General features: G+C 62.4%; 16 protein-coding genes and 1 tRNA gene. 5 read left to right on the top strand and 12 right to left on the bottom strand.

The genetic code is table 11. The features are described 5' to 3' along the window. Positions 1-790: 790 nt before the first annotated feature. Entirely contained in the window at positions 791-1060 is a 270-nt protein-coding gene (locus tag ACLIIZ_RS18380) for a hypothetical protein (protein ID WP_416694526.1), read from the bottom strand. A 168-nt stretch (positions 1061-1228) separates the two neighbouring features. Between ACLIIZ_RS18380 and ACLIIZ_RS18375 the strand changes: the two genes are divergently transcribed. Continuing rightward, positions 1229-1351, top strand: coding sequence for a hypothetical protein (locus ACLIIZ_RS18375; RefSeq protein ID WP_416694524.1), 123 nt, complete (start codon positions 1229-1231; stop codon positions 1349-1351). A gap of 441 nt (positions 1352-1792) precedes the next feature. After that, positions 1793-2818, top strand: a complete 1026-nt coding sequence (locus ACLIIZ_RS18370; protein ID WP_416694522.1) for an IS110 family RNA-guided transposase — start codon at positions 1793-1795, stop codon at positions 2816-2818. Positions 2819-3647: 829 nt separating this feature from the next. Here ACLIIZ_RS18370 and ACLIIZ_RS18365 read toward each other — a convergent pair. The 9 genes from ACLIIZ_RS18365 to ACLIIZ_RS18325 all read right to left on the bottom strand — a co-directional run bounded on the left by ACLIIZ_RS18365 (position 3648) and on the right by ACLIIZ_RS18325 (position 13160). Next, positions 3648-4304 carry a hypothetical protein gene (locus tag ACLIIZ_RS18365; protein WP_416694520.1) on the bottom strand — a complete coding sequence of 219 codons (657 nt, stop codon included), beginning with the start codon at positions 4302-4304 and terminating at the stop codon, positions 3648-3650. A gap of 104 nt (positions 4305-4408) precedes the next feature. Continuing rightward, entirely contained in the window at positions 4409-5752 is a 1344-nt protein-coding gene (gene ltrA, locus ACLIIZ_RS18360) for a group II intron reverse transcriptase/maturase (protein ID WP_416694517.1), read from the bottom strand. A 478-nt stretch (positions 5753-6230) separates the two neighbouring features. Continuing rightward, the gene (locus ACLIIZ_RS18355; protein ID WP_416694515.1) at positions 6231-6902 is read right to left on the bottom strand and encodes a hypothetical protein; all 672 of its coding nucleotides are present in this window, start codon (positions 6900-6902) and stop codon (positions 6231-6233) included. A 407-nt stretch (positions 6903-7309) separates the two neighbouring features. Further along, complete coding sequence (locus tag ACLIIZ_RS18350; RefSeq protein ID WP_416694512.1) at positions 7310-7846, bottom strand: hypothetical protein; 537 nt, start codon at positions 7844-7846, stop codon at positions 7310-7312. A 117-nt stretch (positions 7847-7963) separates the two neighbouring features. Beyond that, a complete protein-coding gene (locus ACLIIZ_RS18345) occupies positions 7964-9097 on the bottom strand; it encodes an ABC transporter permease (protein ID WP_416694509.1) in 1134 nt (377 codons plus the stop codon). A 1-nt stretch (position 9098) separates the two neighbouring features. Further along, complete coding sequence (gene rbbA / locus ACLIIZ_RS18340; protein ID WP_416694506.1) at positions 9099-11840, bottom strand: ribosome-associated ATPase/putative transporter RbbA; 2742 nt, start codon at positions 11838-11840, stop codon at positions 9099-9101. A gap of 6 nt (positions 11841-11846) precedes the next feature. Further along, the gene (locus ACLIIZ_RS18335; RefSeq protein WP_416694504.1) at positions 11847-12833 is read right to left on the bottom strand and encodes an HlyD family secretion protein; all 987 of its coding nucleotides are present in this window, start codon (positions 12831-12833) and stop codon (positions 11847-11849) included. A gap of 85 nt (positions 12834-12918) precedes the next feature. Next, on the bottom strand, positions 12919-13053 hold the full coding sequence (locus ACLIIZ_RS18330) for a hypothetical protein (protein ID WP_416694502.1): 135 nt from the start codon (positions 13051-13053) through the stop codon (positions 12919-12921). Positions 13054-13072: 19 nt separating this feature from the next. Then, positions 13073-13160, bottom strand: a tRNA-Ser gene (locus ACLIIZ_RS18325). 125 nt (positions 13161-13285) lie between these two features. On the opposite strand from ACLIIZ_RS18325, the gene ACLIIZ_RS18320 reads away from it, so the two are divergent. Further along, positions 13286-13978, top strand: a complete 693-nt coding sequence (locus ACLIIZ_RS18320; protein WP_416694499.1) for a Bax inhibitor-1/YccA family protein — start codon at positions 13286-13288, stop codon at positions 13976-13978. Between the two features lie 43 nt (positions 13979-14021). Here the strand turns inward: ACLIIZ_RS18320 and rlmD are convergent, their stop codons facing one another. Beyond that, the gene (gene rlmD / locus ACLIIZ_RS18315; protein WP_416694496.1) at positions 14022-15320 is read right to left on the bottom strand and encodes a 23S rRNA (uracil(1939)-C(5))-methyltransferase RlmD; all 1299 of its coding nucleotides are present in this window, start codon (positions 15318-15320) and stop codon (positions 14022-14024) included. A gap of 51 nt (positions 15321-15371) precedes the next feature. Here rlmD and ACLIIZ_RS18310 point away from each other — a divergent pair, with 51 nt between their 5' ends. Both ACLIIZ_RS18310 and ACLIIZ_RS18305 read left to right on the top strand, forming a co-directional pair. Beyond that, positions 15372-15848: a DUF7931 domain-containing protein gene (locus ACLIIZ_RS18310; protein ID WP_416694494.1), complete on the top strand. Its 477-nt coding sequence runs from the start codon at positions 15372-15374 to the stop codon at positions 15846-15848. A 130-nt stretch (positions 15849-15978) separates the two neighbouring features. Then, on the top strand, positions 15979-16248 hold the full coding sequence (locus ACLIIZ_RS18305) for a hypothetical protein (protein ID WP_416694491.1): 270 nt from the start codon (positions 15979-15981) through the stop codon (positions 16246-16248). A 95-nt stretch (positions 16249-16343) separates the two neighbouring features. Here ACLIIZ_RS18305 and bamC read toward each other — a convergent pair whose 3' ends face one another. After that, positions 16344-17483, bottom strand: a complete 1140-nt coding sequence (gene bamC, locus ACLIIZ_RS18300; RefSeq protein WP_416694531.1) for an outer membrane protein assembly factor BamC — start codon at positions 17481-17483, stop codon at positions 16344-16346. Positions 17484-17496: the final 13 nt, after the last annotated feature.

The following is a 17496-nucleotide window of genomic DNA, read 5'->3' as shown; positions in this document are numbered from 1 at the left end:
GCGCTGAAACGTTTCGGCTATTGGCCCGAAACCGCAGCCGCCTAGCCAGACCGGTCTTCTCCTCGCTATCCCGCCTACCCGGCAGGGAGCTACATCATCGCCCATCGCGCCGGGGCTTTCACGGTAATCGTTCGGCCACACGGATTCACTACTCATATTGGGAACCGCCTTCCCAGAAGATGGGAAGCCGAGCAGATCCAAGAATTTCGATGTGACACTCTTTGGGTTGGGCGACACTCATTGGCTCGTTCAAGGTGAAGCAGATTCGTTCAGATTCGGACGTAAAGCTCAAATCGTCGGCCAAACGCACACAAGTTACTTTGCGCGAGTACCGGTAACTGTCAGGGAAGACATCATCGGCACCCTCTGCCTCAATCAGTGAAACTGCAAAGACCAGGAACTTGGCTTGAGCCCTAGTTGGATCGTTGGCCGGGTCTGCTTTTCCACTATTGATGTGATGGTCGACATAGCTTTCGTCACTCCACGCAACCATTACAAGATCGTCCGGCGTAGCCCTCCATTTGAGTCCCGTAGCGAACTCGGGACATCTGACGATGTGCCCGACCGCGAGTAATGGACGTTGCCCTGATTCATCTATCAGACGAGGTGTGTATCGCATGGTGGCCTAACGTCGCCGGTGAGCAGCCGCGCGCGGCTGTATGCGCGAGGTCCGCTCGACCTTAGTGTTCGGCCACTGGCGGTCGAAACGGATAGCGTGAGTACGCAGCCGAACACGAAAGACGAACGACTGCGACCTTGCTGCCCCCCCCCTGACGCGACTGTACAAAGACTAGTGACCAAGGCCAACCCCTGGTGGATTGTCCCCGCCGTCTGCAGTGAAACCGTGGTTGGTCTCGACACGAGGCGGGACAACGATGAGTGAATGAACCAACAGCGCACCGGCAAGCGGTAGCAACCAAATGACGAATAATTGCGCCATCTTTTGAAATGAGGTGTAGCCACCGTAGGCAAGGAGGCGGATAGACACATAAAGGTTGAACAGCGCGAGGGTGCCGGCTACGGCCTTCAGAACGAGCCACATTACTTCAGAATTCGCCATGGTTTCAGGGGCCCAGTGGTGGAGTTGAGGCGCCTGCGCGGCTTTTCGCGCAGGTCTGCTCGACTGCCGGGTTGGGCGTCACCGGCATGAAGAACCCCGGCACCTACCTTTACACACAGGCGCCCGGCATTTAGCCCACCCACGCAATGTGGAATGGGGTAACTGAAGATGATCGAGGGCGCCAAGATCGAGGATGCGATGAAGGAGCCGCTGCGCCTCCTTTCGCTCCGCGGGCGAGAGCGAATCGAAGAAGAAGCGCGCTCGGCTGCCGAAAACCTTTTTTGCGAGTAACGGCGATATATCCGCCAGCAAAGGGCCTTGATGCTCAAAGAGGCGAAAGTCCTTCGGTCTGAATGAGACCAATGGACCGCGAGGGTCGATGGGGTTCGCTGTTTTCTGCGGGCGCCGGCCAACCCAGTTGATTCTCTTCGCGATGCCCTCCTGCGTGGGCCACCCACTGATGCCGCCCACGCCAATGACTGCATCAAAGGCGAAGCCGCGAACTCGCCCCATACATCCTTGATTCCCGAACTGGCGCTTTGCGTCGGGATCGCCAATGTGGGTTCGCTTATAGATGAGGACTCTCATGTCGTGACTTCTCGGAGCGGGGATTGTGACGCCTAACGAATGAAAGGGACTTCCCCGTCCCGAGGTAGCGGCGGAAGCCGCCGGCAGCGGTAGCTGCCATGATTGAGTTTCCACACCAAATCATTCGCTCGAAAGGGGAAGTCCATGGATATTGTCACCGTAGGCATCGATCTCGCCAAGAATGTATTCGCTTTGCATGGCGTTGACCAGAGCGGCAAAGCGGTTTTCATCAAGCCCAGGGTGGCGCGCAGCCAATTGCTGGAAATGGTTGCCCACCTGCCGCCCTGCCTGATCGGCATGGAAGCCTGTTCCGGCGCCCACCATTGGGCAAGGGAATTCAGCCGCTTCGGCCACACCGTGAAGTTGATGGCGCCGAAGTTCGTGGCCCCGTACCGCATGAGCGGCAAACGCGGCAAGAACGACGCGGCCGATGCCGCCGCCATCTGCGAAGCCGTCACCCGGCCCAACATGCGCTTCGTGCCGGTCAAGGATGTCGATCAACAAGCCATCCTCTGTCTGCACCGCACCCGGCAGGGCTTTGTCGAAGAACGCACCGCGCTCTACAACCGCTTGCGCGGCCTGATCAGCGAATTCGGCATCGTCCTGCCGCAGAAAGTCGAACGCCTGCGCCGGGAAATCGGCGCCCATCTCGAAGCACTTCCCGGTTGGGCCAACCGCTGCGTCGGCGACCTGTTGGCACACGCCGACCGCCTGAATGAACGCATCGAGGAATACGACAAAGCCATTGCCCAGGCCGCCCGCCAGGACGCCAGAAGCCGACAACTCATGCAACTCCCCGGCATCGGCCCGACCACGGCCAGCGCCCTGGTTGCCAGCCTGGGCGGTGGCCACGACTTCAAGAACGGTCGGCAACTCGCCGCCTGGGCCGGACTCGTTCCCGGCCAATGCAGCAGTGGCGGCAAGGCCCGCTTGGGCAGGATCACCAAGGCGGGCGACGCCTACCTGCGCAGTCTGCTCGTCATGGGCGCCCGATCTGTACTCGCCGGACTGGGCGACAAGCAGGATCGCTTCAGCCGCTGGGCCAGAAACCTGGTCGAGCGACGGGGTTACTGGAAAGCGGCGGTTGCCATTGCCGCCAAGAACCTGCGGCTCGCCAGGGCGGTATTGCACTACGGCGACGATTTCCGACGCATCGAAGAGACTGCCTGAACCACAAAATCGTCTGCAGGGAAAAACCGGAAAGGAATCACCGGCTGATCGCTGGCAGCCCAAGACCAGCGAAGCACTGCCAGCGTTGATGTGAAGCGGGTTGGACCCGCGCGGGGAGAGCCTGATTAGCTCCAGGGGAGGCAAGTGACTCCCGGCTAACGAATGAGGCCCCCGCGCGCGTCTTTCATCAGGGTCCGGGCAAAGGCCCCAAATGACCGGTTGTAGTACCGCAGTCCTTCACCTTCTCGCACCGACACGGCAGGAATCGATGAATCGCAGGAAAACAGGATCAGGAATGAAACGATAAAACTTCAGAACATCGCTTGCGGAAAACGGGGAAGCCCTTGTAGTTGTAGGTAAGGGGCGCTGCGCGGCGCTTTATCGCGCAGCGTCCAGCGGAGGCCGAAGGCCGGAGCGGCCTTGACCGCAGTGTTAGGCAAATGGCTTATGGCGGGCATTTACGACGCACCCTTTTCGAAACGGCGAGCAATTGCAAATGCCCGATGACGAACACTTTGCGAGTAGTGCTTTTTTTCAGCTAGAACTTGAAGTGCTGAGGCGATTTCAGAGTCAACAGGCGCTCCTTGCCCCAGCCACACGACCGCTAAAGCAGCCCAATACTCAGTAGGCCAATTGAGTCCGGCAAGAACAACGTCGCGGACACTTCCCTCGCTTGCTGCGAAAGCCGAGAGCGGCGACTCAAGGTGAACAACAAGCGCACGGGCGTCCATTTCGATATGCCTAACGTGCAGCTTGAGCCGACGCCGGAGCGCGCAGCGCGGAGGGAACCCAAAAGCGCAGCTTTTGGGCGGTCGGCTCGAAGCGTTTGTTAGCGGGCTTGGCCATCGTTCTGCGCTTGGGAAAATGCGCTTTGGTTTGTGACTAACAGTGTTGAGCCCAAGCGCCGCTCTGTCTCTCCGCGCTTGTACTTGTGCCACTTGCCCAAGCTGTCTGGCTGCAACTTGCGAACACCACTTTGGAAGAACGTAAAGGCTGTCTTCTCCAGGGACGAGGACAAATCAACAAAGTCCTGACGAATAATCTCACCGAGGCCTAGAAACTGATCCGACGGGACTTGTTCCAGATAGAGATGCAATGTGATGAGATAGTCTTGGATGAAGTTTACTTCTCGCTTTGTCGCAGTAGAGAGCCAGGATGTGCCCTCAAGGCTTAGCTGTGTAAAGCGCGTAAACCAATCCTCGAAGGTGTCCCGAGAAATCATCACCTGTGGTGCGCGACGGACCTCTCCAGACGCCGAGCCCCCCCCTAAAGCAACCATCACGCGCATCTCAGTCGCAAGAGCAATGACTTTTTCATGCGCGGCGATGCGACGATCTAAGAGTTTGCCGGTTACTGAAAGACTGAACTCTCGCTTCTTTAGGAGCAAAGCACCGACGAATGACAGGATTCCACCGCCCAATGCACCGGCGAGCGCAAAAATTGCGCTGGCATGTGCTGTTAAAAACGTCCCCCAGTCGAAATCCATCTGTCCCTGCCCGCTAATCGGGATAGGAAGAAGCCTCACGGCCCCTCCCTCCCACACCACCGGACGAACGGGTCACGTATCCGGCGGTTCGATGAATTGAATTCCTACCGTGGCGCAAGGCTGGGTAGTCCCAAGTTGTTGAAGTAGCGCAATGGTAACGCAAAGGCCAATGCCGGTGTCTTGGACAGCCGCCACGGACCATGCGCCGATTTGCTGGTGTTCCACGCTTCGCGGACAGTAACCCCGCGCTTGCGCAGTTCCCGGTAACCGGCTGCTCCCCATTGCTTCCAGAGATAGCAGCGCAACTTGCGTCGTACCCACTTGTCAATATCGCGCAGAGGACTCAGTACCTCGGCGATGCCGAAGTACGCTTTCCAACCAAGCAGGCTTTCTCTCAGCTCGGCAACGATCTTGGCTATGGTGTTGCCTCTGGTACGACGGGTCAGTTCCCGCACCCGGTCCTTCAGCTTCTCGAGTGCCTTGTCGGCCACCTTCAGCTTCGCTCCGTTGCGGCTGACCGTGAAGCCCAGGAACTTGCGGTTCATGGGCCGATCCACCGCGCTCTTCAGCCGATTCACTGTGAGTCTCAGTGTGTCGCTGACATAGCGGGTCACGCTGGCCATCACCCGCTCTCCCGCCCGTTTGCTCCCGACCAGAATATTGCAGTCATCGGCATAGCGGGCGAAGCGGTGGCCGCGCCGGTCCAGCTCCCAATCCAGTTCATCCAGCACCACGTTGGCCAGCACCGGCGAGAGTGGGCCGCCTTGCGGTACGCCCATCTTCGTGGCTTCGATGCTGCCAGCCACGCTCACGCCTGCCTTCAGGAACCGATTGATCAGGCGCAACAGATCAGCATCCGGGCAGCGACTCTTCAGTCGCGCCATCAGCCGGTCGTGATTGACCCGATCGAAGAAGGCTTGCAAGTCCATATCCACTACCCAGCCGTAGCCTGCACGGATGGTCGCCTGCACTTCGCGCACGGCTTGATGGGCCGAGCGCCCTGGCCGGAATCCGTAGCTGTGATTGTGAAAGTGGGGTTCCCATTGCGCACTGACGACTTGCGCGATGGCTTGCTGAATGAAGCGGTCCAACACCGTAGGAATGCCCAGAGGTCGGGTCTTCCCATCCGGCTTGGGGATTTCCACTCGCTTGACCGGTTGCGGGCGATAGCGCCCGCTTTCCAGTTGCGCGCGAATTTCCAGCCAGTGCTGTTTCAGGTACTCCGGCAGTGCATCGACCGTCATGCCGTCGATGCCCGGCGCACCTTTGTTCTGGCGCACTTGCTTCAATGCGCGCTGTAGATTGCCCCGTTCCAAGACTTGGGCAAACAGCGCTTGGGTGTGAATCGACTCGGGGTAGCGTGGCGATCCAGCGACGAGTTCATCCTGCGGCGTCGCCGCAGCCTGCTTGCGCAGATGGTCAGATGCTCTCCCGTCTCTCTTTGCCACGTTCCTTTGTCTTTCATCGTTCGGGCCTTCGGCGGGGGCGCCGCCTACTATGCCCTCTGCTGACTTCTCCACGGTATTCAGCGTCCGTTGCCAGACGCCCAGCTTCGATCCTTTGAAGCACCGGGGAGATCTCCCGGGGTAAGACACGTTACCTTCCCTGCATAGACGCCGGATTTACAAAGTACATCTTGTTGCCGCAGATGGAGGGCTTCGCGGTCACGTGCCCGCTCGCCCCAGATGCACCACGCCTCATATCCGGTTTTTGTTCATCGCCCCGCAGTTTCGGATTGGGCTTCCTTCAGACCCCGCCTCACGGCAACGCCCTTGCCCTTCTCCTTGCCTTCGGCTCTGCATACCTGGCCGTAGGACTTTCACCTACGAAGTAACGCGCCATGCCCGGCGCACACGTTGAAAATCACCGGACGGCAAAAAGCGTAGCTTTTTGACAGTCCGGTGGATTGTGATGTTGGGCATAGGCTTACGCGGGGTTTCGGACTATGAAGTCACGAACGCCTGAAATCAAAAGCACTACTTGTTCTTGCTTATATTCGTCGTACTTCCCGTGTGCCGCCTTGTTCCTAAGATCGAACCAGGCGGTGACGCTCTTTTGATCGAGTTTTGAATAAACCGTTGCGGTAGCAAGCTCAGAATTCATTGCCTCGGCCTTCTTCGCCACTACATCACCATCGGCCTTGATGAGTTCAATTGGAATGCCAGCCTTATGACAGAGGCTGCGCAAATGGCTCTCAAGTGTTGAACCGGCAATTACAGCAGCAGCGTCTTTGTAGGCTGCATCACACAGGTGTTGCGCCATTTCGAGAAAGTCGCCAAATACTTCACTGTGAACAATTTCAACCAACGAGCGTATATAGCCGGCCTTCAAGTCGTCTCGGAGTGCCGCGACAACTCCCATAATGGAACTTGTGTGAAGGTGAAGATGATCTAGCTTCTTGAGGAGGCGATCTACTTCGCGCGCATAGGTAGAGTTGTTGCCACCGATTCGATGAATTGCGGCAATTGCTTTTGTGACCAAGGCCTGCCGATCATTCTTTGGCAGATCACTCAAGTCGTCGTGCTTGGATTTCGCTTGAAATGCTGCGAACTCGGCCAGTATGGATGTTAATTGCGCCTCGAAATACTCAACGTTCACGACGACTCCTTTTCTATGCCCAACGTTAAGTGTGGAACCTAACCAACGGAAAACAATCCGTCTTATAGGCTGCATAAAAAACCAGATTCATGTTGTTTCAACGACTTGGCAGATTTTAGGGGGGCGTTGCATGAACACCACGAAACCTTCCTTACAGCAGTCTCTTTGCACTACAGCCCCAGGCTGCTTGAACATGCACGACAGCATAAGGACGGAGCGCTGTTATGCCGAGTGAGTGGAGCGATTCGTGGCTTTCATGGGCCTCGCCATCCCAGGAAAATGGGGCTGACGAGTTTCGGAAAATTGAAAACCGGCCACGGCTCCCGTTTGCTGCTTCAGGCACTGTTCGAGAAAGCATGGTTTGTCACGCTTCCAGCGAATTCATCGTAATCGGGGACATCGACTGCTCAAGTGCTTGTTCGCGGCTGACAATTGATGAAATGCACCAGGTCGCCAATAGTACTCACCTTCCCAAAATAGGGATTCGACTCTGTGTCGTCGGTACTGCGCCCGGTCCGTTGAGCGATCACCGGGAGAAGCTCCTCCATCTCCTCCGGATCAACATGAAAGTCCTTTTCAAACCTGTCCGCAGCCCTGATCGGGCACGATCCGCCGGGATACTTCACGTACGCCTGTAGTTCTTCGTAGACGGCACGGATAATCCACGTATCCACCGCTTTGCGATCAAAACCGCGAGCAAACGTGCAAATACTTTCTGTGGTTCGCAAGGCTGCAAGCTTCTGTAGATCTCGGTTGTGTTGCCAGTGCAGGAATCCCCCAAAACAGACCATCCCTGCCAGTAGCGCCAGAATACCCGGCTGACTCCAAATCCAGTAACCAAGACCGCCGACGATCAGCAGGACAAAACCATGACCCAGCACTTTCTCCCGGTTGGTAACAGGTTCTGGCACATACGCCGGTAGAAAACGCGAGGGAGTCTTCATCGCTTTGCCCTTTCAAAGATGCCGGATAAAAAGCCGCTTAATGCGCGGATCGTGCCGCGAACCCAATGGAATATCAAGAGGCCGATGATCACCAGGCGGGGCGCTAGGCGCCCCCCCTCACCCCTGATTCCGCGTCACCGCATCGCGGAACCTGACCAGCGCGATGGCGAAGAAGACGGCGCCGATGGCGGTCATCGCGGCGAGGTCGCGCCAGACGATTTCGAGGCCGGCGCCGCGGTAGAGGATGCCTTGGGCGAGGCGGACGAAGTAGGTGGTGGGGGCGGCGAGCATCAGGTCCTGCACGGCCTGCGGCATGCTTTCGCGCGGCGAGATGCCGCCGGAGAGCATGAGCAGCGGGATGATGCTGAGGATGACGAGGAGGCCGAACTGCGGCATCGAACGGGCGAGCGTGCCGAGGAAGATGCCGATCGACGCGGCGGCGAACAGGTAGCAGGCGGCGGCGGCGAGGAAGAGCGGCAGCGAGCCGGCGATCGGCACCTGCAGCACACGCTCGACCATCACCGCCAGCGCGAAGGCGACGCCGAGCAGCACGGCCAGCCCGTTTGCCCAGATCTTGGCGAGCATGATCTCGAACGGGGTGAGCGGCATCACCAGCAGGTGCTCGATGGTGCCGTGCTCGCGTTCGCGGATGAAGGCGGCGCCGACTAGGATGATGGTGAGCATGGTGACGTTGTTGATCGCTTCCATGACGCCGCCGAACCAGAAACCCTTGAGGTTGGGGTTGAAGCGGACGCGGGTGACGAGGCGCACCGGGCCGGCGCTTTCGTCGCGCGTGCCGGTGAGGTATTCGTTGATTTCGCCGAGCGTGATGCGCTTGATGTAGGTGGCGCCGATGAAGGCCTGGCTCATGATCGTCGCGTCGATGTTGAGCTGCAGGTCGGACACCTTGCCGGCGCGCAGGTCGCGCTGGAAGTTGGCGGGGATGACCAGCGCGAAGTTGTAGCGACCGGCGTCCAGCCCGGGGTCCATGGCGGCCAGTTCGATGCGCTCGGGCGGGCGGAAGAAAGGCGGGTAGAAGGCATCTACGAGGCGTTGCGAAAGCGGCGAACGGTCTTCGTCGACAACGGCCAGCGGCGCGTTGTGCAGTTCCTGCGAGACGCCGGTGGCGGCGGTGTAGATGGCGCCAGAGAAGGCCCAGCAGATGAGCACGAGCAGGGTCTTGTCGGCCCACAGGCTCTTCAGTTCCTTGAGGCCGAGGCGGTAGATGTTGGCGAGGCTGGGCAGGCGCATGTCAATTTTCCTGCTTCTTCAGCAGCGCCACCGAGAGCGCGGTGAGCACCGGGATGAAGGCGGCCAGCGCCAGGAACTGCGGCAGCAGGTCGGTGAAGCCGAGCGCCTTGGTGTAGACGCCACGGCTGATGACCAGGAAGTAGCTGGCCGGGAAGCACTGGCCGATCCAGTAACTGGCCCCTTCGAGCGCGCCGACCGGGGTGGTCAGCCCGGAGAAGCTGACGGTGGGCAGGATGGTCAGGATCGCGGTGCCGAACAGCGCGGCAATCTGGGTCTTGGTGAAGGTCGAGATGAGCAGGCCGACGCCGGTGGTGGCGACGACGTAGAGCGTGGCGCCGACGGCGAGCGCGGCGAAGCTGCCCTTGAGCGGCACCTGGAAGACGAGTTGCGACTGGACGACGAGCAGCAGGAAGCTGATCAACGACACGGCGATGTAGGGCAGCTGCTTGCCGAGCAGGAATTCGAGGCGCGTTACCGGCGTCACGTAGAGGTTGGTGATCGAACCGAGTTCCTTTTCGCGGACGACGCCGAGCGCCATCAGGATCGCCGGAATGAAGACGAGGAGGATGGGAATCACCGCCGGCACCATGGCGTAGATGCTCTTGACGTCCTGGTTGTAGCGGAAGCGCGAGACGACGTTGGCCGGGTAGGCGCTTTCGACGCCTGTGTTCTCGCGGATCAGGCGCTGCACGTAGAGGAGGTGCATGCCTTCGGCGTAGCCGCGCACGGTTTCGCCGCGGTAGGGCATGGCGCCGTCGACCATGAGGCCGACTTCCGGCCAGTGGCCGCGCCGCAGGTCGCGCCCGAAGCCGGGCGGGATATCCACCGCCAGCGCCAGTTCGCCGTTGCGCAGGCGGCGTTCGAGGTCGGCGTCGTCGTGGATCGGCGGGCGTTCGATGAAGTAGCGCGAGCCGGCAATGTTCTCGATGTAGGCGCGGCTTTCCGGCGACTGGTCGCGGTCGAGGGCGGCAAAGCGCAAGCCTTCGACGTCGAGCGAGATGCCGAAACCAAGGACTAGCATCAGCAGCGCCGAACCGAGCAGGGCAAAGGCGAGACGGATCGGGTCGCGGCGCAGTTCCAGCGTTTCGCGGTAGGCGTAGCCGAACAGCCGGCGCCCGCTGAAGAAACTGCGTGGCTTGCGGTCGACTACGGTTTTTGGCCCGTTTTCCGCGTCGACCGTGGACGGCGCAGCTTCGGCGGCCGGCGCACGGGCGCCGGTCGCTTCTTCCAGGTAGTCGATGAAGGCGGCTTCCAGCGTCGCCGCGCCGTGCTGCGCGACCAGGCCGGCCGGCGTGTCGCTGGCCAGGACGCGGCCGGCGTGCATCAGCGAGATGCGGTCGCAACGTTCGGCCTCGTTCATGAAGTGGGTCGAGATGAAAATGGTGACGCCCTGCCCGCGGGACAGTTCGACCAGCAGCGCCCAGAACTGGTCGCGGGCGACCGGGTCGACGCCGGAGGTCGGCTCGTCGAGGATCAGCAGTTTCGGTTCATGCACCACGGCCACCGCCAGCGACAGCCGCTGGCGGATGCCGAGCGGCAGGTCGGCGGCTGCCTGGTCGGCGTAGTCGGCGAGGCCGAAGCGTTCGCTCAGTTCGGCGATGCGGGCGATACGGCGGGCATCCGGCAGGTGGAACAAGCGGGCGTGCAGGTCGAGGTTCTCGGCCACCGTCAGTTCGCCGTAGAGCGAGAACGACTGCGACATGTAGCCGACCTGCTTGCGCGTTTCCAGGTCGCGCGCGTCGACCGGCCGGCCGAACAGTTTCGCCTGTCCTTCGCTGGGCGGCAGCAGGCCAGTCAGCATCTTCATCGTCGTCGTCTTGCCGCAGCCGTTCGAGCCGAGGAAGCCGAAAATCTCGCCGCGGCCGATGCGGAAACTGACGCGGTCGACGGCGGTGAACTCGCCAAAACGCTGGACCAGGCCGTCGGCCTCGATCGCCCAGTCGTCGCCATCGGCGACGCGCGGCGGGATGACCAGTTCCCGGTGCGCCTGGCGGCGCGCCTCGGGCAGCAGCGCGATGAAGGCGGCGTCGAGCGTCGCCTGGCCGGTGCGCGCGCGCAGTTCGGCCGGCGCGCCGGTGCCGATGACGCGCCCGGCGTCCATCGCCACCAGCCAGTCGAAGCGCTCGGCCTCTTCCATGTAGGCGGTGGCGACGAGCACGCTCATGCCCGGCCGACGGGCGCGGATGCGGTCGATCAGTTCCCAGAACTGGCGGCGCGACAGCGGATCGACGCCGGTCGTCGGCTCGTCGAGGATGAGCAGGTCGGGGTCGTGGATCAGCGCGCAGCAGAGGCCAAGCTTCTGCTTCATGCCGCCCGAGAGCTTGGCCGCCGGACGCTCGGCAAACGGCGTCAGGCCGGTGGCGGCAAGCAACTCGGCGATGCGTCGAACACGCTCGTTTTTGCCCTGGCCGAACAGGCGACCGAAGAAGTCTACGTTCTCGAACACCGACAGCGTCGGGTAAAGGTTCTTGCCCAGCCCCTGCGGCATGTAGGCGATGCGCGGCTGGACGCTGTTGCGGAAGCGCCGCTCGCCGATGTTGCCGCCGAGCACCTCGACCTGCCCCACCTGGATCTTGCGCGCCCCGGCGAGCAGGGCCAGCAGCGACGACTTGCCGACGCCGTCGGGGCCGATCAGGCCGACCATGCAGCCGGCCGGCAGGCTGACGTCGACGGCGTCGAGCGCGGCGACGGCGGCGTAGCGCAGGCTGACGCCCTGCAGGCGGGCGACCGGCGCGGCGTCCATGGCGCCTTACTCCGCGGTGGGTTGCAGGGCGGCCGGCCAGACGACGCCAGGGTCGAGCCGGACGTAGCCGACGCCGGGCATGCCGCCCTTGGCCAGGTCGCGGTGCGCCGCCAGCCAGGCCGGATCGGCGCGCAGCTTGACGCGGAACATCAGCTTTTCCCGCTCGCTGCGCGTTTCCACCTCGCGCGGCGTGAATTGCGCCTGCGGCGCGACGAAGGTGACACTGGCCGGAATCGGCTGCCCGGGCAGCGCGTCGAGGACGATGCGCGCCTCGGCGCCAAGCGCGACGCGGCCGGCGATTTCGGTGGACAGGTAGATGCTCATGAACATGTCGTCGAGATCGACCAGGGTCAGCGCCTTGCCGCCCGCCGCCAGCACCTCGCCGGGTTCGGCCAGGCGGTAGAGGACGCGGCCGCCGACCGGCGCCTTCAGTTCGCTGTCGGCCAATGTCGCCTGCAATGCCTCGACCCGCGCCTGCGCCGCCAGCACCGCCGCCTCGGCCTCGCCGACCTTGCCCTGGGCCTGCGCCATGCCGGCGCGCGCGCCTTCCATGCCGGTGACGTCGCTGTCGAGCTTGTTGCGGCTGATGAAGCCGCGGCCGACCAGTTCTTCGGAACGCTGCAGGGTCTTGCCGGCCAGGCTGACGTCGGAGCGCGATTTGCGCACGCCGGCCTGCGACTGCGCCAGCGCCTGCCGCGCCTGCTCGACCTGGGCCAGGGCGGCGCGCAACTGCGCCTGCAGCTCGTCGGCATCGAGCCGGCCGACCACGGCACCGGCCTCGACGCGATCGCCCTCGCGCGGCAGCAGCTCGCGCAGACGCCCGGCGAGCTTGCTGGCGACGTCGACCTCGGTCGCCTCCAGCCGGCCGTTGCCGTCGACGATGCCGGCGGGCAGCCCAGCCCGGGGTTGCAGGTAGAAATGGATGGAGACGGCAACGGCTGCCGCAGCCAGAAGCCCGAAAATCAGCGGCTTGATGAAGCGGTTCGGTTTCATGAGACACCCCGAAGATTTAATGACCGCCCGGTCACTATTTGCCTCGATTATAGGCCTAGCGGCAATCTCCGGCCAGCCACCCGGTTCAATCCCGGGGCGGCGAAAAGATCAGCCAGGCGCCGGCGAGCGCGGCAAGCAGGGGGATTTCAAAGAGGAAGGGATAATGCCAGGCGAGCGCGACGCTGGCCCCGACGAGGAGGAAATAAAGCAGGATGCGCAAGGCGGCTCCGGTCGGTGGGTGGCGGGTCCGGTGAGATTCGAACTCACGATGGGTTTCCCCACGCCGGTTTTCAAGACCGGTGCATTCAACCGCTCTGCCACAGACCCGTTAGCGGCCGGCATGATAGCACAGCCCCTCCGGTGTCGGAGGGCAATGATCATCGCATTTGAAACTTCCGGCGGTCTCGGCTAGTCTTAGCCTTCGTCACAACCTGAAACGGAGTCTTCCGACCATGACCACCAACTTCGAAATCGCCCGCCAGGGTGCCGGTACTTACGCGACGCAGCAGAACCGCGTACTGCGCAATACCTACATGCTGCTCGGCCTGTCGATGGTGCCGACCGTGCTCGGCGCGCTGGCCGGGATCCAGATGGGCTTCTCCTTCTTCGCCGGCAGCCCGCTGATCTCCTTCGTGCTGTTCATGGCCATCGCCTTCGGCTTCATGTGGGGGATCGAGAAGAACAAGGACCGCGGCCTCGGTGTCGCCCTGCTGCTCGGCTTCACCTTCTTCATGGGCCTGATGCTGTCGCGCATCCTGCAGTTCGCGCTTGGCTTCTCCAACGGCGGTTCGATGATCGCCTTGGCGGCCGGCGGCACCGGTGCCATCTTCTTCGTGCTGTCGTCGATCGCCGCCACCAGCAAGCGCGATTTCACGGGCATGGGCAAGTTCCTGTTCGCCGGTCTCATCCTTGTGCTGCTGGCCATCGTCGCCAACATCTTCTTCCAGATTCCGGCGCTGTCGCTGGCGATCTCGGCAGCGGTCATCGGCATCTTCTCGGCTTACATCCTGTATGACATCAGCCGTATCGTCCATGGCGGCGAAACCAACTACGTCTCCGCCACGCTGGCCGTCTATCTGGATGTGTACAACATCTTCGTCAGCCTGCTGCAACTGATCATGGCGCTGACCGGCGAGCGCGACTGAGTACAGCCCACTGCGGGGCGAGGGCGGCTGCGGCCGCCCTTTTTCATGGCCGCTCGAAAAGCGCGATCGACTCGACGTGAGCGGTGTGCGGGAACATGTTGACGATGCCCGCCGCCGCCAGCCGGTAACCTTGCACTGCCGTCAGCACGCCGGCGTCGCGGGCGAGCGTCGCCGGGTTGCAGGAGACGTAGACGATGCGCCGCGGCGCGTCAGCGCCGAGCGCCTTGCACACTTCGACCGCGCCTTCGCGCGGCGGATCGATCAGCATCTTGTCGAAGCGCCCAAGTTTGGCCAGCGACTGCTCGGTGCACTCGAACAGGTTGGCAACGCCGAATTCGACCCGCTTGCCGAGGCCGTTGGCGATTGCCGCCTCGCGGCCGCGGGCGACCAGCGCCGGACTGCCTTCGATACCAACCACCGCGGCGCCGCTGCGGGCGATCGGCAGCGTGAAATTGCCCAGACCGCAGAACATGTCGGCAATCCGCTCGCCCGGCTGCGGATCGAGCAGGCGCAGGGCACGGCGGACCATGACACGATTCACCGCGTGGTTGACCTGGGTGAAGTCAGTCGGCCGGAAATCGAGTTCGAGACCGAACTCGGGCAAGGTGTAGGAAAGCCGCGGCCCGGGCAGCGGATGGTAGCGCTGCGCGCTGTCCGGCCCCTTCGGCTGCAGGTAGATCACGACATCGTGACGGTCGGCGAAGGCGCGCACCGCCTTCTCGTCCGCGGCGGTCAGCGGCGCCAGGATGCGGAAGACCAGCGTCGTGCAGTGTTCGCCGACGGCGACCTCGATCTGCGGCAGACGGTCGGCGATGCTCAGCCCGCCGATCAGCTCGCGCAAGGGCATGAGCAGCTCGGAAACGTGCGGCGGCAGGACCAGGCAGCTATGGATGTCGGCGATGTAGCTGCTGCGCCATTCGTGGAAACCGATCAGCATGCCGCCACGCGACTCGACCTTGCGCACGCCCAGCCGCGCCCGGTGGCGGTAGCCCCAGGGCGCGCCATGGATCGGCGGCAGGATGCTCTCGGCGCGGACGCGCCCGATGTGCCACAGGCTGTCTTCGAGCACGCGCTGCTTGGCGGCGATCTGCGCCGACGGCTCCATGTGCTGCATCGCGCAACCGCCGCAGATGCCGAAATGCGGGCAGGCCGGCGTAACGCGCGCGACCGACGGTTTCAGCACCTGCACCAGATGCGCCAGTTCGTACTTCGGCTTGCGCCGGAAGCTGGCGTATTCGACGGTTTCTCCGGGCAGCGCCCCATCGACGAAGATGGCCTTGCCGTCCTCGCGAACGATGCCGCGGGCTTCGTGGTCCAGCGATTCGACTTTCCCGATCGGCACGGTCGCCTCCGATAAAAGCGCGAATTCTATCAATCGGGTATATTTGGCGCCATGGCTCGCGAACTGATCGAATCCTGGACCGACTACCTGGCCGCCGTCGACCGCTTGCTGCCGCTCGCCAGGCGCCAGCTCTGCATCTACGACGAGGACCTGGCGCGACTGGGCCTCGAGAACAGCGGCCGCCAGGAACATCTCGGGCAATTGCTGACGAATGCCAAGGAACAGCCCCTGCGCATCGCCCTGCGCGACGGGGCGCACTTCCAGAACCGAAGCCCGCGCCTGCAGCGACTGCTGACCCCATGGATGCACCGGGCCGAAGTCCGGCAAACACCACCCGACCTGGCAGGTCTGCGCGACAGCATGATCATCGTCGATGCCCGACACGCACTGGTCCGCCTCGAAAAGAACCTGCCGCGCAGCGTGCTGCTGATCGATGACACCCTCGGTGTGATGCCATATTTGGAACGTTTCGAGGAAATCTGGCAGGCTTCGCGGAAGAACCTGCTGCAAACTCCGCTCGGACTGTGACGGACTGTGACATTTGCGTATTGCGCCGCGCTGCAACATTTTTTTTGCGCTATAATTTTCGGCGGTTCGGTGTAAACCGGCCGAACAAATCTATTCGGATTTATTTGCTTCTTGTCGATAAGGAAATCTCATGAACAAGTCCATTCTCGCCGCCGCCCTGTTTGCCCTCGCCCTGACCGCCTGCGGTCAGAAGGAAGAACCGGTTGCTGCCGCCCCGGCTCCGGCCCAAGAACAAGCTGCCGCTCCGGCTGCTGCCCCGGCTGCTGACGCTGCCGCTGCCCCGGCTGCTGCCCCGGCTGACGCTGCTGCCGCTCCGGCTGCTGCCCCGGCTGCCGACGCTGCCGCTGCTGCTGTCGTTGACGCTGCCAAGGCTGCCGTTACCGAAGAAGCCAAGAAGTAATCTGGCTTGACCAGGCAATGAAAAACGGGGCTTCGGCCCCGTTTTTTTATTGCCTTGGCGCCGTGATCCGGTCACGGCGCCAATACCTGCTGTCCTTACTGCAACTGCTGCTGCAACAGCGCAAGAATCTTCTTTGCCGTCTCCGACTTGTCGGTACCGCCTTCGCTGGTCAGGACCTGCACGCTGGAACTGCTGCCACCGCCGTCCTCGACGTGAATACGGTACTGCTCGCGAGAAACCGCCGACTTCTCGTCGCTCTTCCAGAACGCCAGGCGCGACAGCAGGCCATCACTCTTCTTGCTGGCATTGTCCTGTTCAGGATCGACGTAGCGGACGAAGTAGATGCCGCGCGAGCGATCACGATCCTCGACAGTGAACCCGACGCGGTCAAGCGCCAGACCGACACGACGCCAGGCGCGGTCGAAACGATCGAAGACTTCAAGCTTGCCGCTGCCGTCGTCAGCTCGCGTCAGACGCGCCCGCGGCTCGCTCTTGGGCGTTGCCAGTGCGGCTTCGGCGCGCTTTTCCTCGGCGCCGAGGCGCACCATCAGGCGGCGCAGCATTTCCGCTTCCAGGTCCGGATCGGCGGCACGCGGCTGCCAACGGGTGTCTTCCTTGGCCGAAGAGGTATAGACCTCCTCCATCGCCCGGTGGCTGATGTAGATTTCGGTGGTGCCCGGCTGCGCCCCCGGCTCCAGGCGGGTGCGGAACTTGTCGCGCTCGCCGCTGGAATAGAGGGAATCGACGATACGACCCAGGGTGTTGCGGATGATGTCGGACGGAATCTTGGCGCGGTTTTCCGCCCAGTCGGTTTCCATCACGCCGGCTTCCGGTCGTTCGATGTTGACGATGAAACCGGTTTCCTGCCAGAACTCCTTGATCGGGTCCCACAAGGCCTCCGGTGCCGAATTGACGACCAGCCAGCGCTGGCTGCCGGAACGCTCGACGCGCACCTTGTCCACCTTGGGCAGCACCGCCGATTGCCCAGCCTGCGCTTCCGGCGTCCGTTCAGCGGCATAGGCCGAGAACGTGGCCGAGCCCTTGCCGGCGTCGTCCGGCACCAGGTAGCGGTCGTCGCGGCTCAACTGGGTAAGATCCGGCGGTACTTCGAGGGTAGGCACCTTGCCCGCCGACTTGTATTCGATCTTGCGCGACTCGGGAATGATGTTGCCACTGCAGCCGGCCACGGCAACCGCGACGAGACAGAGGGTGAGGCCGGAAATCCGGTGATTCATGGTCTTCATGCTT

It is taken from the genome of Azonexus caeni (assembly GCF_048146105.1).
GTDB classification, from domain to species: Bacteria; Pseudomonadota; Gammaproteobacteria; order Burkholderiales; family Rhodocyclaceae; genus Azonexus; species Azonexus aromaticus_B.
Note: the sequence above shows the minus strand (reverse complement) of the source record. Positions and strands in the feature narration are given on the sequence as shown.